Raw genomic sequence first — 26938 nt, forward strand, 5'->3', positions numbered from 1 at the left:
GCCGACCCGGGCAGACCGGGCCGCGAGGCACGCCCACCAGCCGACCAGATCCTGACCCCGGGGTTAATCCGTGAAAAAGCTCTCCGCACGACGGCGCCATCCACTGGCGGCGCTGGTCGTCCTACTCTTCGCCCTGGCGGCCACCGGGGGGCTGTACGCCGCGTTCTTGCCCGCCGAGAAGGCGCAGGCCGACAGCTCGGTGCAGTCGCTCGCGATCGACGAGGGCAAGAAGCTCTTCGCCGTGGGCTGCTCCTCCTGCCACGGTCTGAACGGCGAGGGCAGCTCGGACGGTCCGAGCCTGGTCGGCGTCGGCTCCGCCGCGGTGGACTTCCAGGTCGCCACCGGCCGGATGCCGGCCCAGCAGCCCGGCGCCCAGGTGCCGAAGAAGAAGAACATCTACTCCCAGGCCGAGATCGACCAGATGGCCGCCTTCGTGGCCTCGCTCGGCCCCGGCCCGGTCGCTCCGTCGAAGGAGCAGTACACCTCCACCAACCCGGACGACGTCGCCAAGGGTGGCGAGCTGTTCCGGACCAACTGCTCGCAGTGCCACAACTTCGCGGGCCAGGGCGGTGCCCTGACGAAGGGTAAGTACGCCCCCGCCCTGGACGGCGTGGACCCGAAGCACATCTACGAGGCCATGCAGACCGGCCCGCAGAACATGCCCTCCTTCCCCGACGGCGTGATGCCCGAGGAGCAGAAGCGGCAGATCGTGGCCTTCGTCCGCCACACCACCAACGACGAGCCCAACCCCGGCGGTCTGAGCCTGGGCAGCCTCGGCCCGGTGACCGAGGGTCTGTTCGGTTGGATCTTCGGACTCGGCAGCCTGATCGCGATCGCGATCTGGGTCGCCGCCCACACGACCAAGGCCAAGAAGTCATGAGCCACGACAACATGTCCAAGGACACCCTGCCGGAGTCGCACGACTCCCACGGCGCCGAGCTCGCCGCCCACGGCGACCCGTTCGCCGACCCGGGCCTGCCGGCCCACGAGCCGCGTCGCACCGACATCGACGAGCGGGCCGCCCAGCGGGCCGAGCGTCAGGTCTCGCTGCTCTTCATCCTGTCGATGCTGTCGACCGTCGGGTTCATCGCGTCCTTCGTGATCTTCCCGATCGACAAGATCGTCTACATCTTCCCGATCGGTCACGTCAGCGCGCTGAACTTCTCGCTCGGCCTGACCCTCGGGGTGGCGCTCTTCTGCATCGGCGCGGGCGCGGTCCACTGGGCCCGCACCCTGATGTCGGACCACGAGCTGCCGGCCGAGCGCCACGCGATCGAGGCCGACGACGAGGTCCGCGCGGACGTCATCGAGCAGTTCAAGACCGGCGCCGCCGAGTCCGGCTTCGGCCGCCGCAAGATGATCCGCAACACCCTGATCGGGTCGATGGCCCTGGTGCCGCTCTCCGGTGTGGTGCTGCTCCGCGACCTCGGGCCGCTGCCCGAGGACAAGCTGGAGCACACCGGTTGGAAGGAAGCCACCCAGGCCAAGCCGATCCAGCTGATCAACATGAACACCAACGAGCCGATGAAGCCCGAGGACATCATCGTCGGCTCGCTGAGCTTCGCGAAGCCCGAGGGCCTGGAGGAGGACTCGCACGAGTTCCAGGTCCAGATCGCCAAGGACGCCCTGATGCTGATCCGGATCGCTCCGGAGGACATCAAGGACAAGGAGTCCCGGGAGAAGGGCTTCGAGGGCATCCTCGCCTACTCGAAGATCTGCACCCACGTCGGCTGCCCGATCAGCCTCTACGAGCAGCAGACCCACCACGCGCTCTGCCCCTGCCACCAGTCGACCTTCGACCTGGCGGACGGCGCCCGCGTCATCTTCGGCCCGGCCGGTCACCCGCTGCCGCAGCTGAAGATCACTGTTGACGAGAAGGGCTACCTGGTCGCCACCGGCGACTTCGACGAGCCCGTTGGCCCGAGTTACTGGGAGCGCAGCCGATGACCGCGAGCAGCACCAAGGGTGCCGCAAAGCCGGCCAGCACCCGTGCCAAGCCCGCCAACAAGGCGGAGTCCGCCGCGGACTGGGTGGACGGCCGGCTCGGCCTCTACACCCTGGCCAAGGCCAACCTGCGGAAGATCTTCCCGGACCACTGGTCCTTCATGCTCGGGGAGATCTGCCTCTACACCTTCATCATCATCATCCTGACCGGCGTCTACCTGACGCTGTTCTTCACCCCGAGCATGGGCGAGACCGTCTACCACGGCTCCTACGCCCCGCTCCAGGGCATCAGGATGTCGGAGGCCTACGCCTCCACCCTGGACATCTCGTTCGAGGTCCGTGGTGGCCTGCTGATCCGTCAGATCCACCACTGGGCCGCGCTGGTGTTCGTCGCCGCGATGCTCGTGCACATGATGCGGGTGTTCTTCACCGGCGCGTTCCGCAAGCCGCGCGAGGTCAACTGGCTGTTCGGCTTCCTGCTGCTCTTCCTGGGCATGTTCGACGGCTTCATGGGCTACTCGCTCCCCGACGACCTGCTGTCGGGCACCGGCATCCGGTTCATGGAGGGCGCGGTCCTGGCCGTGCCGCTGGTCGGCACGTACGTCCAGATGTTCCTGTTCGGCGGGGAGTTCCCCGGCACCGACATCGTGCCGCGGTTCTTCACCATCCACGTGCTGCTGATCCCGGGCGTCATGCTGGGCCTGCTGGTGGCCCACCTGATCCTGGTCTTCTACCACAAGCACACCCAGTGGGCGGGCCCGGGCAAGACCGAGAAGAACGTCGTCGGCATGCCGCTGATGCCGGTCTACATGGCCAAGGCCGGTGGCTTCTTCTTCCTGGTCTTCGGCATCATCGCGATGATCTCGGCGATCGCCACCATCAACCCGATCTGGGCGTACGGCCCGTACCGCCCCGACCAGGTCTCCACCGACGCGCAGCCCGACTGGTACATGGGCTTCTCCGAGGGTCTGATCCGCATCATGCCGGGCTGGGAGATCGGCCTCTGGGGCCACACCCTCAACCTGGGTGTGTTCGTGCCGCTGATGATCTTCCCGCTGGTGCTGGTCGCCATCGCGGTCTACCCGTTCATCGAGAGCTGGGTGACCGGCGACAAGCGCGAGCACCACATCCTGGACCGCCCTCGCAACGCCCCGGTCCGCACCGGTCTCGGCGCGGCCTGGATCAGCCTGTACCTGGTGCTGCTGATCGGTGGTGGCAACGACCTGTTCGCCACCCACCTGCACCTCTCGATCAACGACATCACGTACTTCGTGCGGGTCGGGTTCTTCGTGGTGCCGGTGATCACCTTCTTCGTCACCAAGCGCTGGTGCCTGGGTCTCCAGCGCCGCGACAAGGACAAGGTGCTGCACGGTCGCGAGACCGGCGTCATCAAGCGCCTGCCGCACGGTGAGTTCGTCGAGGTGCACGCCCAGCTGCCCGCCGGCGCGCTGCACACCATCACCGCGCACGAGCAGCCGACCCCGATCGAGCTGCCCGCCGAGGTCGACGAGAACGGCGTCAAGCGCAAGGTCGGCGTCCTCGCCAAGACCCGCGCGAAGCTCTCCCAGGGCTTCTACGGCGAGGGGAACCAGATCCCCAAGCCGACCGCCGAGGAGCACCACGAGATCACCAGCGGCCACGGCCACCACTGATTCTCGTACCGCCACAGCCGATGGCCCCCACCGTTCGCGGTGGGGGCCATCGGCCTTGCTGCGGCAGAATGAGCGGTAACGAACCGTCAGGAGAACCCGTGCAGCTGTCCGTCGACCACGAAGCCGCCACTCCCCCGTACGAGCAGGTCCGGGCCCAGATCGCCGACCAGGCCCGGAGCGGGACCCTGCCGGCCGGCCTCAAGCTCCCCACCGTCCGGGCCCTCGCCGAGGAACTCGGCCTGGCCGCCAACACGGTGGCCCGCGCCTACCGCGAACTCGAGGCCGACGGCGTGGTCGAGACCCACGGCCGCCGGGGCACCCTGATCGCCGCCACCGGCGACACCGCCCACCGCCTGGCCGCCGCAGCCGCCACCGACTACGCCGCCCGCGCCCACCGCCTCGGCCTCGACCACGCCGACGCCCTGGCGGCCGTCACGACGGCCCTCGGCGTCACCTACCGCTGACTCCTCGGTAGGTGCTCAACCGGCTACGGTCAGGGGCTCGGGGAACTGCGACGCCGGCCTAGTACAAGGTGATCCGTTCAGGGGTGGTCGGGCACTTTCGCAGTGATACCCGCCGACCACGAACCGTCGCCGTTCCCCGAGCCCCTGGACCGTGGACCCGGACGCCCTGCGAAAAGGTCAGCCGATCAGCGGGGCGTCCGCCGCGGCCACCTGGGTGCCCAGGCCGCCGCTGGTGGTGACGGGTTGGCCGAGGGCGGAGTGCTTCAGCCACTCGTCCCAGGAGACGTTCCAGTCGCCGAACCCGTTGCCGAACGGCTCCATCGCGGCACCCCGGCTGTTCACCACCTGCACCAGATCCCCGATCCGGGTCTGGTCGAAGAACCACTTGGCGTCGTCGGTGCTCATCCCGGTGCAGCCGTGGCTGACGTTGTCGACCCCCTGGGAGCCCACCGACCACGGTGCCGCGTGCACGTACTCGCCGCTCCAGGTGACCCGGGTGGCCCACTTCACCTGGAGGTCGTACGCCTCGGTGCTGCCCTCCTGGATGCCGATCGACTCGCCGTTCATCCGGACCTGGGACTCCTGCCCGAGCACCACCTTGATGCCGTTGCGGGTGGCGAAGCCGGGCTTGCCGGTGGTGACCGGGATGGACTTCACCTCGGCGCCGTTGCGACGGTAGGTCAGGTAGTGCGAGGCGGCGTCGACCACCACCTCGACCCGGTCGCCGGTCCGCAGCGAGCGGGTGACCGCCTCGCCGCCGTACAGGCCGTCGGCGACCGGTACGCCCTGCAGGTCGTAGGCCAGCCGGATCTTGGCGTTGGCGGGCCAGTACTCCTTCGGGCGGAAGTGCAGGTTGCGGTCGTCCACCCAGTACCAGGCACCGGTCACGGCGGGCTCGGAGGCCACCGTCAGGCCCCGCTCGACCGCCTGGCGGGCCGTGGGGTCCTTGACCGCCTCGGAGAGCTGTACGGTGAGCGGCTGGCCCACCCCGTAGACGCCGCTGCCCGAGGAGTCCGGGCCCAGCTCGGCGGTGAGCAGGTGCTGTGCGGCCACGGTGCCGAACTCGCTGCTGGTCTCGCCCCGCCCGCCCTTGCCGTCGTCGGCGGCGACCCGGACGGTGTACCGGGTGCCCGCCTTGAGCCGGCCGGTGCTCTGCCAACTCTGCAGGTCGGCGGCCAGCTGCCCGGCCACCACCCGGCCGTCGGCCCCGGTGACGGTGACGTCGGTGAGCCGGCCGCCCCGGTCCGCGGTCACGGTGAAAGGTTTCGCCGGATCCACCTCGCCACTGGCCGAGACGTGCACCAGCTCGTGCACGTCCACCGGCTCCACCGGCCGTATCGCGGCCGGCGGGCCGCCGGAGGAACACCCGGCGACCGGGACCAGCACCAGCAGTGCGGCCGTCAGTGCGATCCCGTGCCTGGTTTTCACGGCTGCCTCCTCGAACCGACGACGTATCAGATCGTAGGAACAGTCAGCCCCGCGCGGCCCGCCCCCGCAGTCCCGGTTGACCCGACCGGGTGAGCGGACCACCCGGTGAGCCCCAAGGGACGTCCTGACGCGAACGGCCGGACACCCCCGTGAGGGGTGCCCGGCCGCCCGGTGCGGAGGAGGAGGACCTACTGGTTCTGGTCCTCGCCGCGGTAGAACTCGAAGACCCAGCCGAACAGGCCGATCAGGATGATCGGGATCGACCAGTACAGCAGCCACCAGCCGAAGATGACGCCCATGAACGCGAGCGCGCCACCGATCGCCAGCGAGAGCGGCTGCCAGCTGTGCGGGGCGAAGAAGCCCAGCTCGCCGGCGTCGTCCGCGACCTCGGCGTCGGGGTTGTCACCGGCACCGGTGTCGACCCGCTTGGCGGTGTAGGCCAGGTAGTAGCCGACCATCGCGCACAGGCCGAAGGCCAGGAACAGCGCCGTGGTGCCGGCCGCCTCCACACCGTGCTCGGAGTGGTTGGTCCACACGCCGTAGGTGATGGCCATCGCCAGGATGAAGACGGCGAAACCGATGAAGATCTTGCCCTGTTCCTTCATCAGGCGTCACCCTCCTTCTTCAGACCCTTGCCCAGCGCGGGGGCGTCGTACTTCGCGGGCGTGACGCCCTCGAAGTGCTTGGCCGGCTCACCGTGGTACTCGAGGTAGTCGAGCGCGGCGATGTCCGGGTGGTGCAGGTCGAAGGCCGGGGATTCCGAACGGATCCGCGGCAGGGTGAGGAAGTTGTGCCGCGGCGGCGGGCAGGAGGTCGCCCACTCCAGCGAACGGCCGTAGCCCCACGGGTCGTCGACCTCGATCTTCTCGCCGTACTTCGCGGTCTTCCAGACGTTGTAGAGGAACGGCAGGATCGACAGACCGAGCAGGAACGACGCGATGGTCGAGATGGTGTTCAGCGTGGTGAAACCGTCCGAGGCCAGGTAGTCGGCGTAGCGGCGGGGCATGCCCTCCGCGCCGAGCCAGTGCTGGACCAGGAAGGTGCCGTGGAAGCCGATGAACAGCGTCCAGAAGGTGATCTTGCCAAGGCGCTCGTCGAGCATCTTGCCGGTCATCTTCGGCCACCAGAAGTGGAAGCCGGCGAACATCGCGAACACCACGGTGCCGAACACCACGTAGTGGAAGTGCGCCACCACGAAGTAGGAGTCCGAGACGTGGAAGTCGATCGGCGGGGAGGCGAGCAGAACACCCGTCAGACCACCGAACAGGAAGGTGACCAGGAAGCCGACCGTCCAGAGCATCGGGGTCTCGAAGCTCAGCGAGCCCTTCCACATGGTGCCGACCCAGTTGAAGAACTTCACACCGGTCGGGACCGCGATCAGGAAGGTCATGAACGAGAAGAACGGCAGCAGGACCTGTCCCGTGACGTACATGTGGTGCGCCCACACCGTGACCGACAGACCGGCGATCGCGATGGTGGCCGCGATCAGGCCGGAGTAGCCGAACATCGGCTTGCGGCTGAAGACCGGGATGACTTCCGAGACGATGCCGAAGAACGGCAGCGCGATGATGTACACCTCGGGGTGACCGAAGAACCAGAACAGGTGTTGCCAGAGCAACGCCCCGCCGTTGGCCGGGTCGAAGACGTGCGCCCCGAACTTCCGGTCCGCCTCCAGGGCGAACAGCGCGGCCGCGAGGACCGGGAAGGCCAGCAGCACCAGCACGGCGGTCAGCAGGACGTTCCAGACGAAGATCGACATCCGGAACATCGTCATGCCGGGGGCACGCATGCAGATGATGGTGGTGATGAAGTTGACCGAGCCGAGGATGGTGCCGAAGCCGGAGAAGGCCAGGCCCATGATCCACATGTCGGCGCCGATGCCCGGCGAGCGGACCGCGTCGGACAGCGGCGAGTAGGCGAACCAGCCGAAGTCGGCCGCACCCTGCGGGGTGAGGAAGCCGGCCACGGCGATGATCGAGCCGAACAGGTAGAGCCAGTAGGCGAACATGTTCAGTCGCGGGAAGGCGACGTCGGGAGCGCCGATCTGGAGCGGCATGATCCAGTTCGCGAAGCCCGCGAAGAGCGGGGTCGCGAACATCAGCAGCATGATCGTGCCGTGCATGGTGAACGCCTGGTTGAACTGCTCGTTCGAGAGGATCTGGGTCCCCGGACGAGCCAGCTCGGCGCGCATCACCAGCGCGAGCACACCACCGATCAGGAAGAACGCGAACGACGTCCCCAGGTACAGGGTGCCGATCGTCTTGTGGTCGGTGGTGGTCAGCCACTTGATGATGGTGGACCCGGGCTTGCGGGTCCGCTCGGTGCCGGCCGTGACCGTAGCCCCGGCAGCCCCGCCGGCGGCGGCGGGCTCGTTGAGGATAGTCACTTCTCACTTCCCATGGTGGTGATGCCCGAGGGCACCGCGCCCTTCTGGCCCTTGGCCCGAAGCTCCGCCAGGTGCTTGTCGTACTCCGCCCGGTCCACGACCTTGACGTTGAACAGCATCCGGGAGTGGTCCACGCCACAGAGCTCCGCGCACTTGCCGCGGAAGGTGCCGAGCGAGGTCGGGGTGACCTCGAACTTGTTCACCACGCCCGGGACGACGTCCTGCTTCATCAGGAAGTTGACCGGCCAGAAGTCGTGGATGACGTCTCGCGAGGTGAGGCGGAACTGCACCGTCTCGTTGATCGGCAGGTAGAGCGTCGGCGGCTCGGCCGGGGTGCCGACCTCGTACGCGGCCTGGGTGTTGGCCGGGTCCGGGTTCTCGGTGTTCTCGTAGTTGAACGCCCAGCTCCACTGGAAGCCGACCACGTTGACCATGTGGTCCGGCTTGGCGGAGGTCTGGGTCAACCGGGCTTCGTCACGTGCGACGAAGTAGAAGAGCACCGAGACGATGACGAGGGGGACCGCGGTGTACAACGCCTCGATCGGCAGGTTGTACCGGGTCTGCGGGGGGACCTCCACCTTGGTGCGGCTGCGGCGGTGGAAGATCACACTCCAGATGATCAGACCCCACATCAGTGCGCCGACCACCAGAGCCGCGATCCACGAGCCCTGCCACATCCGGAGGACCATCGGGCCCTCGGCGGTGACGGGACTCGGAAGGCCAAGCCTGGGGAGGTCGTTGGCCGAGCAGCCGGTGGCGGTCGCGATGACGAGGCCCAGTGCCAGCGCCTGAGGCAGCTTCCGCCGCATCGTGCGCCGCGGCGAGCGGTCGGAGCCGTTGGGACTCACGTAGCGCCTTCCCGAAGTCTCGCCCGAGATCGCGTCGCTGCCGGGAGTCGCTGTGCGCGCCTCCCCGGCGACCCGGCCACGGGCACGGTTTGAATGCTTATGCGGGCCAAACGCTACTCCATCCTTATGCGGCACTCACGAGCAGCCCCCGGTAACGCGCCGCCCGGCTACCCGATCAGCCCCCAAAGGAGTGGACCCGCAGGTCAATGCAGCCGTTCGAGGCTCGCACGGAGACCCGGACGACGGCCCCTGGACACGCGGGTGACGGACCGTCGGGCACTCGGCCGGGTGCCCATGAACCGGCACAAAAGGGGTGCTGCCTGACGGTGAGTAGGGTGTGCTTCGTGTCCTACTTCGACGTGGCTTCCACCGCACCGCTGCACCCCGTCGCCCGGCAGGCGCTGACCGCCGCCCTGGACGAGGGCTGGGCCGATCCGGCCCGGCTGTACCGGTCCGGGCGGCAGGCCCGGATGCTGCTGGACGCGGCCCGGGAGACCGTCGCCGAGGTGCTCGGCTGCCGCGCCGACGAGGTCTCCTTCACCGGGAGCGGCACCCAGGCCGTCCAGTTGGGGATGCTCGGTGCGCTGACCGGTCGTCGCCGGACGGGACGTCACCTGCTCCATTCGGCCGTCGAGCACTCCAGCGTGCTGCACACCGCCGAACGGGTGGCGGCGGACGGCGGCAGCGTCTCGGTGGCCCCGGTGAACCGCCAGGGTCGGGTCTCCGCCCCCGAGTTCGCCGCCCTGGTGCGGCCGGACACCGCGCTGGCCGTGCTCCAGTCCGCCAACCACGAGGTCGGCACCCGCCAGCCGGTCGAGGAGACCGCCGCCCTGCTCGGCGACGTCCCGCTGCTGGTGGACGCCGCCCAGTCGGTCGGCCGGCTCCCCGTCCCCGGCGGCTGGTCCCTGCTCACCGCGAGCGCCCACAAGTGGGGCGGCCCGGCCGGGGTCGGTGTGCTCGCCGTCCGCAAGGGCGTCCGGTACGCCTCGCCGCTGCCCGCCGACGATCGGGAGAACGGCCGGGTCCCCGGCTACGTCAACGTCCCCGCGATCGTGGCGGCCGCCGCCTCGCTGCGGGCCGTCCGGGCCGAGGCCGAGGCGGAGAACGCCCGGTTGCACGCCCTGGTGGAACGGATCCGCCGTCAGGTGCCGCAGCTGGTACCCGAGGTGGAGGTGGTCGGCGACCCGGTCCACCGCCTCCCCCACCTGGTCACCTTCTCCTGCCTCTACGTCGACGGCGAGGTGCTGCTCACCGAGCTCGACCGGGCCGGCTTCGCGGTCTCCTCCGGCTCCTCCTGCACCTCCAGCACGCTGACGCCCAGCCACGTGCTGGCCGCGATGGGCGTACTGACCGAGGGAAACATCCGGATCTCGCTGCCGAACGGCACCCCCGAGGCGGACGTCACCCGCTTCCTCGACCTGCTCCCCCGCCTGGTCGCCGACGTCCGGGCCCCCCTCGGCCTCGACCTGCCCGCCCCGGTCGGCGGCTCGGACACCCTGGTGCTCGACATGCTCGGGAAGCGCTGCCCCCTGCCGGTGATCGAACTCGCCAAACGGATCACCGAAGTCCCGCCCGGCGGCACCGTCGTGGTCCTCGCCGACGACGAGGCGGCCCGCCTCGACATCCCCGCCTGGTGCCAGATGCGCGCCCAGACCTACGCGGGCGAAGCCCCCCCGACCGACTACGGCTTCACCCACGGCACGGCCTACCTGATCCACCGACGCTGACCAGCCTTTGGCAGGTGCTCATCCGGCTACGGTCCAGGGGCTCGGGGAACTGCGACGCCGGCCTCGTACAAGGTGATCGTCGCGTAAATGGTCAGGCACTTTCGCAGTGACCCGCACGCCAGATCTCCTCGCAGTTCCCCGAGCCCCTGACCGTAGACGCCCGAGCGCCTGCAGAAGCCCTACGCGGTGAGCTTCGCCCGGACCTCCGCCGCCGCCGCTTCGCCGTACGCTGCGGCGAAGCGGTCCAGGAACGCCCCGTGCCGCAGCTCGTACTCCTGGGTGCCGACCGTCTCGATCACCAGCGTGGCGAGCATGCAGCCGATCTGCGCCGACCGCTCCAGCCCGAGGTCCCAGGAGATGCCCGCCAGGAAGCCGGCCCGGAAGCCGTCGCCCACGCCGGTCGGGTCGGCCTTGCGGTCCTCGACCGGGCAGCCGACGGTGACGTCGGGCTCCCCGGCCCGCTGGATCCGGACACCCTTGGCGCCGAGCGTGGTGACCCGGGTGCCGACCCGGGTGAGGATCTCCTCGGGGCTCCAGCCGGTCTTGGTCTCGATCAGGGCGGCCTCGTACTCGTTGGTGAACAGGTACGTGGCGCCGTTCACGATCTCCCGGATGTCGTCGCCCTCCAGCCGCGCGAGCTGCTGCGAGGGGTCGGCGGCGAAGGCGTAGCCTCGGGTGCGGCACTCCTGGGTGTGCCGCACCATCGCCTGCGGGTCGTCCGCACCGATCAGCACCAGGTCGAGGCCGCCGACGCGGTCGTGGATCGGCTTGAGCTCGATGTTGCGGGCCTCGGCCATCGCGCCGGTGTAGAAGGACGCGATCTGGTTGTGGTCCTGGTCCGTGGTGCACATGAACCGGGCGGTGTGCCGGGTCTCCGAGATGTGCACGGAGCCGGTGTCCACGCCGTTCCGCTCCAGCCAGCTGCGGTACTCCTCGAAGTCCGCGCCGGCCGCGCCGACCAGGATCGGCCGCAGGCCCAGCACGCCCATGCCGAAGGCGATGTTCGGGGCGACCCCGCCGCGGCGGATGTCGAGGGTGTCCACCAGGAACGAGAGCGAGACCGTGTGCAGCTGCTCGGCGACCAGCTGGTCGGCGAAACGGCCCGGGAAGGTCGTCAGGTGGTCGGTGGCGATCGAGCCGGCGACGGCGATGCGCACGGGGTCTCCTCAGATGGCCGGGCGAGTGGCCGGCACAGCGGTGAAATGGACCTCCCCACGGTACCGGCCCGGCCGTGGCCCGCCCACCTCGCCTCCGGACTCACCCCACCGAGTACTACCGCGCGGTAGCTCTGGCCCGACGACCGGGCCCGATCTAGGGTCGGGGATACCGGGGCCGGAACAGCCGCCCCGTCCTGGTCCGTGGCACTGCTTCCACGGCCCGCCGATCGGAGCGAAGACCGATGATGCCGAACCGGCCCACCCTGCGTGTCCCTGCCGCCCTGAAGGGTGATGTGGACACCGACTCCCTTGACGCGCTGGTGAGTTCGTCCCGGCGGATGGGCCTGTTCTGGCCCACGCACGCCATCCCCGCCGAGCCGGTGCCGGCCGCCCCCAGCGGCGTCTCGGTGCCGTCCAGGACCCGTCGGCTGGTGGCCGGGATGTCGGAGTACGGCGCCTGACGGAACCGGATTCCTCCGGGGCACGTCAAAGTCGCACAGCGCCGCTGCGGTGGCGGAGTGCTGAGCCCTCGGGAGGAACGCGCACCATGGACCAGAAGACCGCAGCCACCCCAATCCGGTCCCGGCGGGCCGTCGGCGTCGCCGGACTCCTGCTCGCCCTCGCGGCCGCGACCGCCTGCGGATCGGGCGCCTCCGGTACGACCGCCGGAGCGTCCGGCTCACCGAGCGCCCCGGCGTCCGCCCCGGCCGCGAGCCCGTCGGCGAGCCCGTCCAACCCGGATCCCCGGCCGTCCAGCCCGCCGAAGCCGTCCGCCGAACCGACCCCGGCCGAGAGCAGGCCGGGCATCGCGGTGGGCGAACCCGACCCGTCCGGCCGGCTGGTCGGCAGCGCGTACCGGGTGGACGGCCTGCGGCTGGCGGTCACGTTCTACGGCGGGATCTGCGAGAAGTACGGCCTCAAGCTGGACGAGTCCAAGCCCGGCACGGTGCTGGCCAAGGTGGTGGTGACGCAGCCCCAGCAGGCGGGCACCGAGTGCGTCGCGCTGGCCAAGCAGCAGGAGGTGTCGGCCGATCTGAAGACCCCGCTGGGCGGCCGGACGGTCTTCGACCAGACCACCAACCAGGAGCTGCCGAGGTCCCAGGGCCCGGACCCGGTGGGCGGCCCCCAGCACTGAGCAGCCGGCCCCGGACGTGCGAAAGGCCCCCGCCGTGGCGGGGGCCTTTCGCTGGACCGCTTAGCTGAACGAGTCGCCGCAGGCGCAGGAGCCGGTGGCGTTCGGGTTGTCGATCGTGAAGCCCTGCTTCTCGATGGTGTCGACGAAGTCGACGGTCGCGCCGCCGAGGTAGGGGGCGCTCATCCGGTCGGTCACGACCTTGACGCCGTTGAAGTCCTTCACGACGTCGCCGTCGAGCGAACGCTCGTCGAAGAAGAGCTGGTAGCGCAGGCCCGAGCAGCCACCGGGCTGCACGGCGACGCGCAGCGCGAGGTCGTCGCGGCCTTCCTGGTCCAGCAGCCCCTTGACCTTGGCCGCGGCGGCATCGGAGAGGAGCAGACCACTCTCGACGGTGGTCTCGTCCTGGACGCTCATCTGTGTACTCCCGGTCTGTGACGACGATCTGCCGCCAGTACCAACCAGCGGCCACCCGGATTCATTTCCCGAGCAGTGTTCTTCTGAGGTTCTGCGTGGGACGTGGTCGTGCTACCCACTCCCCCACACACCCATGCTCGCACACCGGTGGACCGTGGTCGTCGTCCGATCCTGCCAAACGTGCCGCCCCGGGGCCGCCGCGACGGCAGGATGACGGGGTGATCATTCGTCAACTCCAGGACACCCCCACCGACGCCGCGGCCGTCGAAGCGGTGAGCCGGGCGGCCTTCCGCGACCTGGCCGGCCGGGACGACGGCCCGCCACCGGACCCGGCCCAGCTGGTCCGGGAGCTGGCCAGGGCGGTGCACGCGATCCGGCACGACCAGCCGGGCTGCTGGGTCGCCGAGCAGGACGGCGAGGCGGTCGGGGTGGCACTGTCCATGCGGCGGGAGGGACTGTGGCTGCTGTCACTGTTCGCGGTGCTGCCGAGCGCCCAGGGCCAGGGGGTCGGCCGGCTGCTGCTGGAGCAGGCCGCCGGCCACGGCCGGGGCTGCCTGCGCGGGATGCTCTGCGCCTCGTCCTCCCCCGCCGCCGCCCGCCGCTACCGGCGGGCCGGGTTCACCCTGCACCCGGCGATGAAACTGACCGGGACGGTGGACCGGGGCGGACTGCTCGACCCGGGCGACATCCCGGTGCACCCGGGCAATCCGACCCACCGTCACCTGCTGGACTCGGTCGACCGCCGGGTCCGGGGCGCGGCCCACGGGGTGGACCACGACTTCATGCTGGCGCACTACGACGAGCTGCTGATCGCCGACACCCTGGCGGGCAGCGGCTACTGCTACCGGACCGGCGGCGCGGTGAAGCTGCTGGCCGCCACCTCCAAGCGGATCGCCACCCGGCTGCTGCGCGAGGCGCTGGCCCGCACTCCCGACGGGACGGAGGTGGTGATCGACTACCTGACCGCCGAGCAGGAGTGGGCGGTGGACGTCGGCCTGGAGGTCGGCCTCTCGCTCTCCACCGAGGGCTATCTCGCGGTGCGCGGGATGCGGCCGCCCGCCCCGTACATCCCGAACCCCGCCTTCCTGTGACCGGGGAGCCGGACGCCGGGCAGGCGCTGCGCCGGGCCACCGCGGTCGGCCCGTTCTTCGCCACCGTCGAGGGCCCGCTGCCGGACGGCTTCCGGCCGCTGGCCGAGCTGGCCGCGCCGGAGTTCTGGCGTCGGCGGATCGCCGAGGTCGCCGAGCGGCTCGGGACGGACGAGCCCCGGGTGGCCGCCTCGGTGGCGCAGCTCGGGGTGGCCGCCCGGCTCTGGTCGGTGGCACTGGGCACGGCCGTGCCGGGCGGGGTGGTGCCGGACTACGACCGGTCGTACTGGCGGCTGCCGCCCGGCGGATCGCTGGAGCTCTGGGTGCCGGGGGTGCTGGTGCCCGACGGCCCGACGGCGGCGGCGCTGCACCGGACGGTGGTCGAGCGGCAGCTGACCCCGCTGGCGGCGGGCATCCGGGCGGTGACCCCGGTGGCCGAGGGGCTGCTGTGGGGCAACGCGGCCTCGGCGCTGGCCGGCGCGGTACGGGTACTGCGGTCCGGCGGCGGACTGGCCGCCGAACTGCTGGACCGGCCCCCGCTACGGGGTGCGCTCACCCCGGCGGGGCGCCGGACCAGTTGCTGCCTGTACTACCGGGTGCCGGGGGCGGGCCTGTGCGGCGACTGCGTCTTCGACCGCCCGCCCCGGGCCCGCTAGCGCATGGTGGCGAGGATCTCCTCGACCATCTCCATCGTGGTGCCGGGGTGCAGGAAGGCGAACCGGGCCACCGTCTCGCCGTCCCAGCCGGTCGGGGTGACGAAGCCGATCTGGTCGGCCAGCAGCTGCTGGGACCAGCGGTAGTAGTCCTCCCGGGTCCAGCCGGTGCGGCGGAAGCAGACCGAGGAGAGCTGGGGCTCCATCAGGAGCTCCAGGTGCTCGGTGCGCTCGATCAGCGCGGCGCTCTCCCGGGCCAGCGTGAGGCCGGCCTCGATCGCGTCGGTGTACGCCTGGGTGCCGTGCACCGCGAGCGAGAACCAGAGCGGCAGACCGCGGGCCCGCCGGGTCAGGTGGTAGGCGTAGTCGGTGGGGTTCCACTCGTCGCCGTCGGTGTGCAGCACGTCCAGGTAGGAGGCGTCCTGGGTGTGCACGGCGCGGGCCAGCTGCGGGTTGCGGTAGATCAGCGCGGCGCAGTCGAACGGCGCGAACAGCCACTTGTGCGGGTCCACCACGAACGAGTCGGCGTGCTCGATGCCGTTGTAGCGCTCCCGGACGGACGGGGCGAACAGCCCCGCCCCGCCGTACGCGCCGTCCACGTGGAGCCACAGGCCGTACTCGCGGGTGACCTCGGCGATGCCCGCCAGGTCGTCCACGATGCCCTCGTTGGTGGTGCCCGCGGTGCCGACGGCGGCGATCACGGTCTCGGGGTTCGGGTCGGCGGCCAGCGCGGCGCGCAGGGCCTCGCCGGTGAAGCGGCGGTCGACGGCCGGGACCTTGAACGCCTCGACGCCGATGATGTTGAAGGTGTTCTTGACCGAGGAGTGCACCTGGTCGCAGACCGCGATCCGCAGCTTGGCGTCCGGCCCGAGCCGCCGCCGGGCGGTGTCCCGGGCGACCACCAGCGCGGACAGGTTGCCCGCCGAGCCACCGGAGACGAAGGTGCCGCCCGCGCTGTCGGGCAGGCCGGCCCGGTCCGCTATCAGCCGGAGCACCTGGTTCTCGGCGGCGATCGCGCCGGCCGCCTCCAGCCAGGAGATGCCCTGCAGCGAGGCGCAGGAGACCACCATGTCGAACAGCAGCGCGGCCTTGGTGGGGGCGCACGGGATGAACGACAGGTACCGCGGGCTGTCGGCGGAGATCACCGCGCGGGACAGCTCGTGGTCGTACAGCTTGAGCACGTCGGCCGGGTCGTTGCCGGTCGGGTTCAGCAGACCGGCCAGCTGGGCCTTCAGGTGCTCGCCGTCACCGGGGTGGTCGAGCGGTACGGGGTCGTACTGCAGCCGCTCCCGCATGTAGTTGAACACCAGGTCGACCAGCTCGTTGTCGGGCCGGTGCATGCGGTCGGGGGCTGCGGACATGGCTGTCCCTCTCACTGAGTGGGTGTCATGGGAGGGCCGGGGCAGGTGGAGCCGGCCGGACAAGATCAGCCTAGGCAGCGGGAGTGCGCCCGCGCGCGTCGGAACCCGGCCGGTCGGGCCGGATTCGAGCGCGTTCGACGGGGGCTGCGCAGCTTTCCTGCGCGGTACGGCGGACTGGTCCGTCCGGGTCGGGCGGCGGCTCCGGCGGGCGGTCAGCCGATCAGCCGGGAGAGCACCACGGAGCTGCGGCTGCGCTGGACGCCGGGCTCCTTGCGGATCCGCTCGATGACCGCCTCCAGGTGGCGGGTGTCGACGGCGCGCAGGTGCACCAGGGCGTCCGGGTCACCGGTCACCGTCCAGGCCGCCACCACCTCGGGGAACTGCCGCAGACTGGCCAGGATCTCCTCCGGCGCGGTCCGCTCCCGGCAGTACACCTCGACGAACGCCTCGGTCTGCCAGCCCAGCACGTCGGGGTCCAGCACGACGGTGAACCCGCGGACCACGCCCCGGGCCCGGAGGCGGTCGATCCGGCGGCGGACGGCGGTGGCCGAGAGGTTGGCGAGCAGGCCGATCTCGGCGTACGACGCCCGGCCGTCCCGGCTCAGGTGGGCCAGCAGCAGGCGGTCCGTCTCGTCCAGGGAGGCCCCGCCCGGTTCTGACGGTCTGTTGGTGCTCATGGGGGGAGGCTCTCCATCGGAAGAAACGAAACGCCGCACCATTCTGCACCTTCTCCGCCGGAGCTCAGCCGGAGCCGGCCAGGGACTCGGGGCTGCGCTGTAGGCAGGCGCTCAGCGGTCGACTACCCAGGGGCTCGGGGCTCTGCGAGGAGATCTGGCGTTCGGGTCACTGCGAAAGTGCCTGACCAGCTACGCACGCGTGACCTTTTCCGAGGTCGGCGTCACAGTTCCCCGAGCCCCTGGGGCCGTAGGCGGTGAGCACCTGCCAAAAAGTCGGCGTCGCCGACGCGGCGGAGCCGCACATCAGCAGAGCCCCGAGCCCCTGGTGGCTGATGCCCGGTCAGTCGACCAGGAGGACGATCTTGCCCCGGGTGCGGCCCTCCGCGTTGAGGGCCTGGGCGCTGGCGGCCTGGGCGAGGGGGAAGGTGGAGGCGATCGGGACGGTGAGGCGGCCGGCGTCGGCGAGGCGGGCGAGTTCGGTGAGGTCGGCGGCGTCGGGGCGGACCCAGACGTAGTGGCCGCCCTTGGCGACGACGCCGTAGTCGGCGACGGAGGCGATCCGGGTCGGGTCCTTGAGCAGGGTGGCGGAGACCTCGACCGCGTCGCCGCCGACCAGGTCGAGGGCGGCGTCCACCCCGTCGGGGGCGAGCGCCCGGACCCGGTCGGCCAGCCCGTCCCCGTACTCGACCGGCTCGACGCCGAGCCCGCGCAGGAACGCGTGGTTGCGCTCGCTCGCGGTCCCGATCACCCGGGCCCCGATCGCGCCGGCGATCTGCACCGCGAGCACCCCGACTCCCCCGGCGGCGGCGTGCACCAGCACGGTCTCGCCGGGCTGCACCCCGAGCGCCTTGACCAGCGACTGATAGGCCGTCAGCCCCGCCAGCGGCAGCCCTCCCGCCTGGGCCCAGTCCAGCGCGGCGGGCTTCCGGGCCAGGGTGCGGACCGGGGCGGCGACCAGTTCGGCATACGTGCCGTGCTCGACCCCGTCCTTGCGGACGTAGCCGATCACCTCGTCGCCGGGGCGGAACTCGGTCACCCCGCCACCGACGGCCTGCACCACCCCGGCCAGGTCCCAGCCCATGATCAGCGGGAAGTGCGCGTCCAGGATGCCGTCCAGCAGGCCCTCCCGGATCTTCCAGTCGACCGGGTTGACCCCGGCGGCCTTCACCCGGACCAGGACGGAGTCCGGTCCGACCTTGGGGTCGGGGAGCTCGGTCCACTCGACGACCTCGGGGCCGCCGTACTGCCTGATCGCGATTGCCTTCATGCCCGGTAGCCAACCCGACGACCCGGGGAACACACCGTAGCGGCGCGCGGTTCTCGTCACATCGACACGTTGGCCATCGTCAGAGTGACGCGAACGGGTTATCATAGATAGCGTCAGATAGACGAAAAGGCATGGCCCCCAGCTCAGAGCTCCGCCGCACAGGAGGGCACCCGCCCGTGACCACCACCACCGAGACCTACGGCGTCGATCCCACCCCGACGCCGCTCGCTCTGCTGCTGCTCGGCCGCGAGGCCGACCCGAACAGCGAGCGCGGCGTCGAGTGCCCCGGCGACCTGCCGCCCGCCTCCGACCCCGACCTGGTCGAGCGCGCCCGCGCCGCCAAGGCCGCCCTGGGGGACCGGGTCTTCATCCTCGGCCACCACTACCAGCGCGACGAGGTGATCGAGTTCGCCGACGTGACCGGCGACTCGTTCAAGCTCGCCCGGGACGCCGCCAACAAGCCGGAGGCCGAGTACATCGTCTTCTGCGGCGTGCACTTCATGGCCGAGTCGGCCGACATCCTCACCAGCAGCGCCCAGCAGGTCATCCTGCCGGACCTGGCGGCCGGCTGTTCGATGGCCGACATGGCCACCGCCGAGCAGGTCGCCGAGTGCTGGGACGTGCTCACCGAGGCCGGTATAGCCGACGTGACCGTCCCGGTCTCGTACATGAACTCCTCCGCCGACATCAAGGCGTTCACCGGCAAGCACGGCGGCACCATCTGCACCTCCTCGAACGCCGAGCGCGCGCTCACCTGGGCGTACGAGCAGGGCGAGAAGGTGCTGTTCCTGCCGGACCAGCACCTCGGCCGGAACACCGCCGTCCGCGACCTGGGCTTCTCGCTGGACGACTGCGTGCTCTACAACCCGCACAAGCCGAACGGCGGCCTGACCGTCGAGGAGCTGCGGAACGCCAAGATGATCCTCTGGCGCGGGCACTGCTCGGTGCACGGCCGCTTCACCCCGGACTCGGTGAACGACGTCCGGGCCCGGATCCCCGGCGTGAACGTGCTGGTGCACCCGGAGTGCAAGTACGAGGTGGTCGACGCGGCCGACCTGGTCGGCTCGACCGAGTACATCATCAAGGCGCTGGACGCCGCCGAGCCCGGCTCCAAGTGGGCCATCGGCACCGAGCTCAACCTGGTCCGCCGGCTGGCCAAGGCGCACCCGGACAAGGAGGTCGTCTTCCTGGACCGGGCGGTCTGCTTCTGCTCCACCATGAACCGGATCGACCTGCCGCACCTGGTCTGGGCGCTGGAGTCGCTGGTCGACGGCCGGGTGCCGAACGTGATCACCGTGGACCCGGAGGTCGCCAAGTACTCCAAGGCCGCGCTGGACCGGATGCTGGCCCTGCCGTAGCCGTAGCCGACGCACGACGAAGGGCGGGCCCCCTGGTGGGGGCCCGCCCTTCGTCGTCTCAGTTCACTCCGGGAGACCGGGGATCAGCCCGTCCCCCTCGTCCCGCAGCAGTGCCCGGACCTCGTCCAGCGACGCCTCCGGATCCGGCAGGATCAGGTCGGACGGCTCCAGCGAGTCGTCCGGCAACGGCGTGCCGTACTCCTTGACCGCGTCGAGCAGAGTCCCGAGCGCCGCCCGGAACTGCTGTTCGTCCCCCGACTCGAGTGCGGCGAGGAGTTCGTCGTCCAGCTGGTTGAGCCGGTTGAGGTGACTCTCGGCCACCTGGAACTGGCCCTCGCCCATGACCCGCATGATCATGCCGGTGGTCTCCCTGCGTCGGGGGTTACTTGTTGTAGTTGATCGTGGGAGGAGTGTCCTGCTTGCCCTGCTCGATCGCCTGCTGGGGCGCCGCCGGCGAACCGCCGGTCAGCTCGGCCTTCATCCGGGCCAGCTCCAGCTCGACGTCGCTGCCGCCGGCCACCCGCTCCAGCTCGGCCTCGATGTCGTCCTTGCGGCCGAGACCACTGGCGTCGTCGAGCGCGCCGGAGGCCAGCAGCTCGTCGATCGCCCCGGCCCTGGCCTGCATCTGGGCGGTCTTGTCCTCGGCCCGCTGGATCGCCAGGCCGACGTCGCCCATCTCCTCGGAGATGCCCGAGAACGACTCCGCGATCCGGGTCTGCGCCTGGGCCGCGGTGTAGGTGGCCTTGATGGTCTCCTTCTTGGTCCGGAAGGCGTCCACCTTGGCCTGCAACCGCTGGGAGGCGAGCGTGAGCTTCTCCTCCTCGGCCTGGAGCTGCTGGTACTGCACCTCCAGGTCGGTGATCTGCGACTGCATGTTGGCCTTGCGGGTCAGCGCCTCGCGGGCGAGGTCCTCCCGGCCGAGCGAGAGCGCCTTGCGGCCCTGGTCCTCGTACTTGGCCGACTGCTGCTGCAGCTGGGTGAGCTGGAGCTCCAGCCGCTTGCGCGAGGTGGCCACGTCGGCGACGCCCCTGCGCACCTTCTGCAGCAGTTCGAGCTGCTTCTGGTAGGAGTAGTCGAGCGTCTCGCGGGGGTCCTCCGCGCGGTCCAGGGCCTTGTTCGCCTTGGAGCGGAAAATCAGCCCCATACGCTTCATGATTCCGTCGCTCATGGGCCTCGGGTGCCCCCTTCTCGGGCCTGCGGTTCCGACTCGTGCTGGACAGGATCGAGTCTATGCGCGGCGGCCTGCCCGCCGCAGTGCTCCTGCCTGCAACAAGCCTGCTACAGCCGAAAAGCTCCGGCCTCATCCCCTGGGTGGAGACGACCCTGACCATGATCCGCCGAACGCCCGGGGACGCCTAGGGGACACTCCGACGTCATTCGATATGTGTTTGGGTCCAAGGCCACACCGATTTGCCGGGACCGACCACGTACGCTGGGGGTGTGTTCCGACGCCGCTCAGACGATGCCTCCTCCTCCGCCACCGCGCTGGCCGAGCAGGACGACCACCTGCCCCGTGACCCGCAGGCCCCCAAGGGCCGGCCCACCCCCAAGCGCAGTGAGGCCGAGGCCCACCGCCGCACCCGGGTGACGGTCCCCAAGGACCGCAAGGAGGCCGCCAAGGTCTCCCGCGAGCGGATGCGCTCCGAGCGGGAGAAGCAGCGCACCGCGCTGCTGGAGGGCGACGAGCGCTACCTCCCGGCCCGTGACAAGGGCCCGGTGCGCCGCTTCGCCCGGGACTACATGGACTCGCGCTGGTCGCTCGCCGAGTTCTTCCTGCCGTACGCGGTGGTCGTGCTGATCCTCAGCGTGGTCAAGGTGCCGATGCTGCAGCTGCTCTCGACGCTGCTCTTCCTGCTGTTCTTCGTGCTGGTGATCGCCGACTTCCTGCGCCTCGGCTTCGGCCTGCGCAAGGCGCTGGCCGCCAACTTCCCCGGCCAGAACGCCAAGGGCGCGGTGCCGTACGGCCTGATGCGCACGCTCCAGATGCGCCGCCTGCGACTGCCGAAGCCGCAGGTCAAGCGGGGCGAGAAGCCCTGACCGCCGAGCCCGTGCAGCAGCCGTCCTGGGCCCAGCCCTGGACGGCTGAGGGCTGGTCCGGCGGCCACGGCCTGCCCGGACAGGGCGGCGGGGTGCACGACCGGCTGCCCACCCGGGGCTCGCTGCCCACCGCGGCCACCTGGCTGGAGCGGCAGGGCGGGCTCCGCAACCTGGTCCGGCAGGAGCTGGTGGCCCGTCAGCTGGCCGACCAGCTGACCGGGCTGACCGGCCTGCGGGTGCTGGACGTCGGCTGCGGCCAGGGCACCCAGGCGCTCCGGCTGGCCCGGGCCGGCCACCTGGTGACCGGCCTCGACCCGGACCCCGTGACGCTCGGCGCGGCCCAGGCCGCGCTGGCGGCCGAGCCGCAGGCGGTCCGCGAGCGGGTCCAGCTGCTGGGCGGTGACTGCCACCAGGTCGGGCGCTGGTTCGGCCCGCGCAGCTTCGACGTGGTGCTCTGCCACGGCGTCCTGATGTACCTCTCCGACCCGGACCCGATGCTGGCCTCGCTGGCCCGGCTGCTGGCCCCCGGCGGCGTGCTCTCGCTGGTGGTCCGGAACGCCGACGCGCTGGCCCTGCGCCCCGGGCTGACCGGCGACTGGCGCACCACCCTGGACGCCTTCGACACCACCCGGTACATCAACCGCCTCGGCCTGACCGCCCGCGCCGACCGGCTCTCCGACCTGACCACCACGCTGGCCGAGATCGCCGTCCCGCTGCGCTGCTGGTACGGGGTTCGGGTCTTCACCGACACCACGCCGGACCACCAGGCCCCGGTGGACGGCCGCCAGCTGGCCCAGCTGCTGGACGCCGAGGAGCGCGCCGGGCAGCAGGATCCGTACCGTCAGGTCGCGGCCCTGCTGCACCTGGTCGGCGCGAAGTGACGGACCCTCAGCCTTCCTGAAGGCTCATGGTGTAGATCACCTTGTCGTCGTCCAGCAGGACGACCTGCTCGATGCCCTTCGACAGCAGGTCCTTCCACTCCTCGCCGATCCAGGACTCGGCGTCCCCCTGCCCGGGGAACTCCTCCTGCTCGCCGGGCTGCTGGACGAGAGTGCCGTCCGCCTTCTCGTACCGCCACGTCCAGACCATGCCCGGCTCCTCGCTTCTCGGTTCTGCTGCGCAGGTTAGCGTGCCCGCCCGGCGGCGCCCCATGCCTCGTGGGAGAGGATGGGCGGTATGGCACTCCCCCGCACCCTGATCCTCGGCGGCGCCCGGTCGGGCAAGTCCACCCGGGCCGAGCAGCTGCTGGCCGACCACTCCGACGTGCTGTACGTGGCCACCAGCGGCCGGCGGGACGGCGACCAGGACTGGGCCCGGCGGGTCGAACTGCACCGGGAGCGCCGCCCGGCGAGCTGGCGGACCGCCGAGACCTGCGCGCTGGAGGCCGTACTGGCGGACCGGGCCGACCCGGCGCCGGTGCTGATCGACTGCCTGGCGCTCTGGCTGACCGCCGTGATGGACGAGTGCGGGGCCTGGGACGACGACGCCTGGTACCAGGGCGCGGAGACGGCCGTGCAGCGGCGCTGCGACGCGCTCGCGGCGGCCTGGCGGGTGACCGGCCGTCAGGTGATCGCGGTGAGCAACGAGGTGGGCATGGGTGTGGTCCCGGCCACCGCGGCCGGGCGGCGGTTCCGGGACACCCTGGGCCGGCTGAACATGGCGGTCGCCGACGCCTCGGAGCAGGTCCTGCTGGTGGTCGCGGGGCAGGTACTGACCGTCAAACCCACTGGCGTGTAGCCTTCCGGACGATGGACACCACCGTGGATCTCGACACTTTCTCCTCCCTCGTGGAGCGCCCCGACGAGAGCGCTCGCCGGGCCGGCGAGGAGCGCTGGCAGCAGCTCGACAAGCCGCGCGGCGGCCTCGGGCAGCTGGAGGAACTGGGCAGCTGGCTGGCCTCCGTACAGGGCAGCTCGCCGGTGAAGCCGCTGACCGCCACCAAGGTGCTGCTGTTCGCGGCGGACCACGGGATCGCCGCGGCCGGCGTCTCCCGGCTGCCCGCCGACGGCGGCACCGCCCGCCGGGTGCACGCCGTGCTGGACGGCACCGCCCCGGTGGCCGTGCTGGCCCGCCGGTACGGCGCCGGGCTGCGGGTGGTGGACGTCGCGGTGGACGCCGATCCGGGCGAGTTCCCGGCCGAGGTGAGCCGCTTCCGGGTCCGCCGGGGCTCCGGCCGGATCGACCAGGAGAACGCGCTCAGCGAGGCCGAGGCGATCGAGGCGTTCCGGGCCGGGATGGCGATCGCCGACGAGGAGGCCGACGCCGGGACCGACCTGGTGGTGCTGGGCGACCTCGGGGTCGGCTCCACCACTGTGGCCGCCGTCCTGGTCGGCGCGCTGTGCGGGACGGACGCGGCGGCCGTCACCGGCCGGGGTTCGGGCGTCGACGACCGCACCTGGATGGTCAAGTGCGCGGCCGTCCGCGACTCGCTGCGCCGGGCCCGCCCGGTGCTCGGCGACCAGCTCGCGCTGCTCGCCGCCGTCGGCGGCGCGGACTTCGCCGCGATCACCGGCTTCCTGCTCCAGTCCGCCGCCCGCAAGCTGCCGGTGGTGCTGGACGGCGTGGTCTCGGCCGCCTGCGCGCTGGTCGCCCAGCGGATCGCCTTCCGGGCCCCCGAGTGGTGGCGGGCCGGGCAGTCCACCGGCGAGCCCGCCCAGGCGAAGGCGTACGACCGGCTGACCCTGACACCCCTTCAGGGCCTGGACGTCACGATGGGCGAGGGCGTCGGCGCCCTGCTCGCGCTGCCGCTGCTGCAGGCCGCCGCCGACACCCTGGCCGACCCCGCCGAGGTCCCGGCGATGACCGTGGCCGAGCGCGGCCCGGTCGAGCCGCCCCGGCTGCCGACCGCGGCCGAGCTGCTCACCCGGGGCTGATGTTCGACGGACTGCGGTTCGCCTTCGGCACGCTGTCGGTGCTGCGGGTCCGGGTGGACCGCTGGGACCGGGAGACCGGCGGGCGGGCGATGCTGGCCGCCCCGCTGGTCGGGCTGGTGCTCGGCGCGGTCGCGGCGGGCGCGGGCGCCCTGCTCGCCTGGCGCGGCGGGCCGCTGCTCGGCGCGGTGACGGCGGTGGCCGTCCTGGCCGGGCTGACCCGGGGCCTGCACCTGGACGGCCTGGCGGACGTGGCGGACGGGCTCGGCAGCGGGAAACCGGCCGAGGACGCGCTGCGGATCATGAAGCAGTCGGACATCGGCCCGTTCGGCGTCCTGACGCTGCTGCTGGTGCTGCTGGCTCAGATCGCCGCGCTGGCCGGGCAGTTCGAGCTCTCCCCGTGGCGCGGCGCACTCGCCGTGCTGACCGCCGCACTGGCCGCCCGCGCCGCGCTCACCTGGGGCTGCCTGCACTCGGTCCCGGCCGCCCGGCCGGGCGGCCTCGGCGCGACGGTCGCCGCCACGGTGCGGTGGCCCGCCGCCCTCGGGGTGTCGGCACTCCTGGCCCTCGGCCTGTACCTGCTGTTCCCCACGCTGCCGCTCGCGCTGGCCGTCGGGCTGCTCTGCGCCGGGCTGCTGCTGCGCCGCTGCGTCCGGCGGTTCGGCGGGATCACCGGTGACGTGCTCGGTGCGGCGGCGGAGACCGCCGCCACCGGGGCCCTGATCGCCCTGGCCCTCCTCTGACGTCTCGTCAGACCCCTTGCGGCCGGGGGTCGGTGGCACCCCCTCACGCACCGTGACCGGATCGGATGGGCAGCCGGGGCGGCGGTATCCCAGCATGCGGACTACCATGCGGTGAGCACCGTGACCCCTGCGCCCTGTTCCAGCGGAGCACGCCCGGGGTCGTTGCCGGTGCGGCATCGGCGCCGCACCCGGCTTGGACCGCGAAAGAACAGGATCGTTTAGTGACTGCACTGTCTGTGAGCACCTCCTCCGCCGCCTCGCTGCGCGCGGACGCCCTGGTGATCGGCGTGGCCAAGGGCCCGAAGGGCCTGCTGCTCGCGACCGGCTCGGAGGCCGTGGCCGAGGCGTTCGACGGCAAGCTGGCCGAGCTGCTCGCCACCCTGGGCGCGACGGGTGCCGAGGGCGAGGCGGTCAAGCTTCCCGCTCCCGCAGGGGTCAAGGCTCCGCTCGTGCTCGCGGTCGGCCTCGGCGAGGCCGAGCAGGGCCACTCGCTGGAGACCCTGCGCAAGGCGGCCGGCGTCGCCGCCCGCACCCTCGCGGGCGCCAAGAAGGCCGCGCTGGCGCTGCCCGCCGGCTCCGCCGAGGAGATCGAGGCGGTCGCCCTCGGCGGCCTGCTCGGCGCGTACTCGTACGGCACCTACCGCACCGGCGAGGGCAAGGCGCCGGTCGGCGAGCTGGTCGTGCTGACCGAGCGCAAGGGCAGCAAGGACGCCAAGGCCGCCGTCGAGCGCGCCACCGCCGTCGGCGAGGAGATCAACCGCGCCCGCGACCTGGTCAACGCCGCGCCGAACGACCTCAACCCGAAGTCCTTCGCCGCGATCGCCCAGGCGGCCGGCAAGGAGCACGGCCTCAAGGTCGAGGTGCTGGACGAGAAGGCGCTCGCCAAGGGCGGCTTCGGCGGCCTGCTCGGCGTCGGCACCGGCTCGGCCAACCCGCCCCGGCTGGTGAAGGTGGCGTACACCCACCCGAAGGCCAAGGCCACCCTCGCCTTCGTCGGCAAGGGCATCACCTACGACTCGGGCGGCATCTCGCTCAAGCCGGCCGGCCACAACGAGACCATGAAGTGCGACATGGCCGGCGCCGCCGCCGTGTTCGCCACCGTGGTCGCGGCCAAGCGGCTCGGCCTCCAGGTCAACGTGACCGCCTGGCTCGCGCTGGCCGAGAACATGCCGTCCGGCACCGCCACCCGCCCGGGTGACGTGCTCCGGATGTACGGCGGCAAGACCGTCGAGGTGCTGAACACCGACGCCGAGGGCCGCCTGGTGCTGGCCGACGCGATCGTCCGGGCCGGCGAGGAGCAGCCCGACGTGATCGTCGACGTCGCCACCCTGACCGGCGCCATGGTGCTGGCCCTGGGCAACCGGATCTTCGGTGTGATGGCCAACACCGACGAGCTGCGCGACCGCCTGCACGCCACCGCCGAGGCGGCCGGCGAGCAGTCCTGGCCGATGCCGCTGCCGGTCGAGCTGCGCAAGGGCATGACCGAGACCACCATCGCCGACCTCGCCAACATGGGTGAGCGGATGGGTGGCGGCCTGGTCGCCGGTCTGTTCCTGAAGGAGTTCGTCGCCGAGGGCATCGACTGGGCGCACCTGGACATCGCGGGCCCGGCGTTCCACGAGGGCGGGCCGTTCGGCTACACCCCCCGGGGCGGCACCGGCAGCGCGATCCGCACCCTGCTCCGGTTCGCCGAGGACACCGCCGCCAACGGCGCGGCCTGACCTTCCCG

The 26938-nt window shown here is 71.5% G+C and carries 28 protein-coding genes; 16 read left to right on the top strand and 12 right to left on the bottom strand.

All coding sequences use genetic code 11. From position 1 onward, the window contains the following. Positions 1–70: 70 nt before the first annotated feature. From OHV05_RS08105 to OHV05_RS08120, 4 genes are all read left to right on the top strand, one after another. Positions 71–880, top strand: a complete 810-nt coding sequence (locus OHV05_RS08105; protein ID WP_403038514.1) for a c-type cytochrome — start codon at positions 71–73, stop codon at positions 878–880. Further along, positions 877–1947, top strand: coding sequence for a Rieske 2Fe-2S domain-containing protein (locus tag OHV05_RS08110; protein ID WP_405017044.1), 1071 nt, complete (start codon positions 877–879; stop codon positions 1945–1947). The genes OHV05_RS08105 and OHV05_RS08110 overlap by 4 nt, the downstream gene beginning before the upstream one ends. Next, on the top strand, positions 1944–3596 hold the full coding sequence (locus OHV05_RS08115; protein ID WP_403038519.1) for a cytochrome bc complex cytochrome b subunit: 1653 nt from the start codon (positions 1944–1946) through the stop codon (positions 3594–3596). Before OHV05_RS08110 ends, OHV05_RS08115 begins: the two co-directional genes overlap by 4 nt. A gap of 68 nt (positions 3597–3664) precedes the next feature. Continuing rightward, positions 3665–4060, top strand: a complete 396-nt coding sequence (locus tag OHV05_RS08120) for a GntR family transcriptional regulator (protein WP_405017045.1) — start codon at positions 3665–3667, stop codon at positions 4058–4060. Positions 4061–4237: 177 nt separating this feature from the next. Here the strand turns inward: OHV05_RS08120 and OHV05_RS08125 are convergent, their stop codons facing one another. The 4 genes from OHV05_RS08125 to coxB all read right to left on the bottom strand — a co-directional run bounded on the left by OHV05_RS08125 (position 4238) and on the right by coxB (position 8722). Then, positions 4238–5488: an Ig-like domain-containing protein gene (locus OHV05_RS08125; RefSeq protein ID WP_405017046.1), complete on the bottom strand. Its 1251-nt coding sequence runs from the start codon at positions 5486–5488 to the stop codon at positions 4238–4240. Between the two features lie 188 nt (positions 5489–5676). Then, on the bottom strand, positions 5677–6093 hold the full coding sequence (locus OHV05_RS08130; protein WP_405017047.1) for a cytochrome c oxidase subunit 4: 417 nt from the start codon (positions 6091–6093) through the stop codon (positions 5677–5679). Then, the gene (ctaD, locus tag OHV05_RS08135; protein ID WP_405017048.1) at positions 6093–7874 is read right to left on the bottom strand and encodes a cytochrome c oxidase subunit I; all 1782 of its coding nucleotides are present in this window, start codon (positions 7872–7874) and stop codon (positions 6093–6095) included. Before ctaD ends, OHV05_RS08130 begins: the two co-directional genes overlap by 1 nt. Continuing rightward, positions 7871–8722 (bottom strand): cytochrome c oxidase subunit II, encoded by an 852-nt coding sequence (coxB, locus tag OHV05_RS08140; RefSeq protein WP_403038532.1) that lies wholly within the window; start codon positions 8720–8722, stop codon positions 7871–7873. The genes ctaD and coxB overlap by 4 nt, the downstream gene beginning before the upstream one ends. Before the next feature lie 344 nt (positions 8723–9066). Between coxB and OHV05_RS08145 the strand changes: the two genes are divergently transcribed. After that, positions 9067–10449 (top strand): cysteine desulfurase/sulfurtransferase TusA family protein, encoded by a 1383-nt coding sequence (locus tag OHV05_RS08145; protein WP_405017049.1) that lies wholly within the window; start codon positions 9067–9069, stop codon positions 10447–10449. A gap of 179 nt (positions 10450–10628) precedes the next feature. On the opposite strand, the gene OHV05_RS08150 is transcribed toward OHV05_RS08145, so the two are convergent. Then, the gene (locus tag OHV05_RS08150) at positions 10629–11606 is read right to left on the bottom strand and encodes a carbohydrate kinase family protein (RefSeq protein WP_405017050.1); all 978 of its coding nucleotides are present in this window, start codon (positions 11604–11606) and stop codon (positions 10629–10631) included. 293 nt (positions 11607–11899) lie between these two features. Between OHV05_RS08150 and OHV05_RS08155 the strand changes: the two genes are divergently transcribed. Both OHV05_RS08155 and OHV05_RS08160 read left to right on the top strand, forming a co-directional pair. Further along, the gene (locus OHV05_RS08155; RefSeq protein WP_405017051.1) at positions 11900–12067 is read left to right on the top strand and encodes a hypothetical protein; all 168 of its coding nucleotides are present in this window, start codon (positions 11900–11902) and stop codon (positions 12065–12067) included. 86 nt (positions 12068–12153) lie between these two features. Beyond that, positions 12154–12741, top strand: coding sequence for a hypothetical protein (locus OHV05_RS08160; protein ID WP_405017052.1), 588 nt, complete (start codon positions 12154–12156; stop codon positions 12739–12741). A 60-nt stretch (positions 12742–12801) separates the two neighbouring features. Here the strand turns inward: OHV05_RS08160 and erpA are convergent, their stop codons facing one another. After that, positions 12802–13155 carry an iron-sulfur cluster insertion protein ErpA gene (erpA, locus tag OHV05_RS08165; RefSeq protein ID WP_057232998.1) on the bottom strand — a complete coding sequence of 118 codons (354 nt, stop codon included), beginning with the start codon at positions 13153–13155 and terminating at the stop codon, positions 12802–12804. Positions 13156–13373: 218 nt separating this feature from the next. Between erpA and OHV05_RS08170 the strand changes: the two genes are divergently transcribed. Together OHV05_RS08170 and OHV05_RS08175 are read left to right on the top strand one after the other, a co-directional pair. Then, positions 13374–14246, top strand: coding sequence for a GNAT family N-acetyltransferase (locus OHV05_RS08170; protein ID WP_405017053.1), 873 nt, complete (start codon positions 13374–13376; stop codon positions 14244–14246). Next, on the top strand, positions 14243–14899 hold the full coding sequence (locus OHV05_RS08175; protein WP_405017054.1) for a (2Fe-2S)-binding protein: 657 nt from the start codon (positions 14243–14245) through the stop codon (positions 14897–14899). The genes OHV05_RS08170 and OHV05_RS08175 overlap by 4 nt, the downstream gene beginning before the upstream one ends. Here the strand turns inward: OHV05_RS08175 and OHV05_RS08180 are convergent. The 3 genes from OHV05_RS08180 to OHV05_RS08190 all read right to left on the bottom strand — a co-directional run bounded on the left by OHV05_RS08180 (position 14896) and on the right by OHV05_RS08190 (position 18201). Next, positions 14896–16257: a pyridoxal phosphate-dependent decarboxylase family protein gene (locus OHV05_RS08180; RefSeq protein WP_405017055.1), complete on the bottom strand. Its 1362-nt coding sequence runs from the start codon at positions 16255–16257 to the stop codon at positions 14896–14898. The two genes, OHV05_RS08175 and OHV05_RS08180, sit on opposite strands and share 4 nt — an antisense overlap. A 212-nt stretch (positions 16258–16469) precedes the next feature. Further along, entirely contained in the window at positions 16470–16934 is a 465-nt protein-coding gene (locus OHV05_RS08185) for an Lrp/AsnC family transcriptional regulator (RefSeq protein WP_184920606.1), read from the bottom strand. 340 nt (positions 16935–17274) lie between these two features. Then, positions 17275–18201: an NADP-dependent oxidoreductase gene (locus OHV05_RS08190; protein WP_405017056.1), complete on the bottom strand. Its 927-nt coding sequence runs from the start codon at positions 18199–18201 to the stop codon at positions 17275–17277. 176 nt (positions 18202–18377) lie between these two features. On the opposite strand from OHV05_RS08190, the gene nadA reads away from it, so the two are divergent. Beyond that, positions 18378–19559 carry a quinolinate synthase NadA gene (nadA, locus tag OHV05_RS08195; protein WP_405017057.1) on the top strand — a complete coding sequence of 394 codons (1182 nt, stop codon included), beginning with the start codon at positions 18378–18380 and terminating at the stop codon, positions 19557–19559. Between the two features lie 63 nt (positions 19560–19622). Here the strand turns inward: nadA and OHV05_RS08200 are convergent, their stop codons facing one another. Both OHV05_RS08200 and OHV05_RS08205 read right to left on the bottom strand, forming a co-directional pair. Continuing rightward, positions 19623–19916, bottom strand: a complete 294-nt coding sequence (locus tag OHV05_RS08200; RefSeq protein WP_405017058.1) for a hypothetical protein — start codon at positions 19914–19916, stop codon at positions 19623–19625. A 25-nt stretch (positions 19917–19941) separates the two neighbouring features. Next, positions 19942–20727, bottom strand: coding sequence for a PspA/IM30 family protein (locus OHV05_RS08205; RefSeq protein ID WP_403038562.1), 786 nt, complete (start codon positions 20725–20727; stop codon positions 19942–19944). A 272-nt stretch (positions 20728–20999) separates the two neighbouring features. Between OHV05_RS08205 and OHV05_RS08210 the strand changes: the two genes are divergently transcribed. Continuing rightward, entirely contained in the window at positions 21000–21596 is a 597-nt protein-coding gene (locus OHV05_RS08210) for a DUF3043 domain-containing protein (protein ID WP_405017059.1), read from the top strand. A 170-nt stretch (positions 21597–21766) separates the two neighbouring features. Beyond that, complete coding sequence (locus OHV05_RS08215) at positions 21767–22477, top strand: class I SAM-dependent methyltransferase (protein ID WP_405021412.1); 711 nt, start codon at positions 21767–21769, stop codon at positions 22475–22477. A 7-nt stretch (positions 22478–22484) separates the two neighbouring features. Here OHV05_RS08215 and OHV05_RS08220 read toward each other — a convergent pair whose 3' ends face one another. Then, entirely contained in the window at positions 22485–22685 is a 201-nt protein-coding gene (locus OHV05_RS08220) for a hypothetical protein (RefSeq protein WP_405017060.1), read from the bottom strand. Between the two features lie 87 nt (positions 22686–22772). Here OHV05_RS08220 and cobU point away from each other — a divergent pair, with 87 nt between their 5' ends. The 4 genes from cobU (at position 22773) to OHV05_RS08240 (ending at position 26930) form a co-directional block, all read left to right on the top strand. After that, complete coding sequence (gene cobU / locus OHV05_RS08225) at positions 22773–23333, top strand: bifunctional adenosylcobinamide kinase/adenosylcobinamide-phosphate guanylyltransferase (protein WP_405017061.1); 561 nt, start codon at positions 22773–22775, stop codon at positions 23331–23333. 11 nt (positions 23334–23344) lie between these two features. Beyond that, the gene (gene cobT, locus OHV05_RS08230; protein WP_403038574.1) at positions 23345–24469 is read left to right on the top strand and encodes a nicotinate-nucleotide--dimethylbenzimidazole phosphoribosyltransferase; all 1125 of its coding nucleotides are present in this window, start codon (positions 23345–23347) and stop codon (positions 24467–24469) included. Beyond that, complete coding sequence (locus OHV05_RS08235) at positions 24469–25209, top strand: adenosylcobinamide-GDP ribazoletransferase (protein WP_405017062.1); 741 nt, start codon at positions 24469–24471, stop codon at positions 25207–25209. Before cobT ends, OHV05_RS08235 begins: the two co-directional genes overlap by 1 nt. A gap of 221 nt (positions 25210–25430) precedes the next feature. After that, positions 25431–26930, top strand: a complete 1500-nt coding sequence (locus OHV05_RS08240; protein ID WP_403038580.1) for a leucyl aminopeptidase — start codon at positions 25431–25433, stop codon at positions 26928–26930. The last annotated feature ends 8 nt before the right edge of the window (positions 26931–26938 follow it).

Origin of the sequence: Kitasatospora sp. NBC_00070 (assembly GCF_045041205.1) — a bacterium.
GTDB lineage: Bacteria > Actinomycetota > Actinomycetes > Streptomycetales > Streptomycetaceae > Kitasatospora.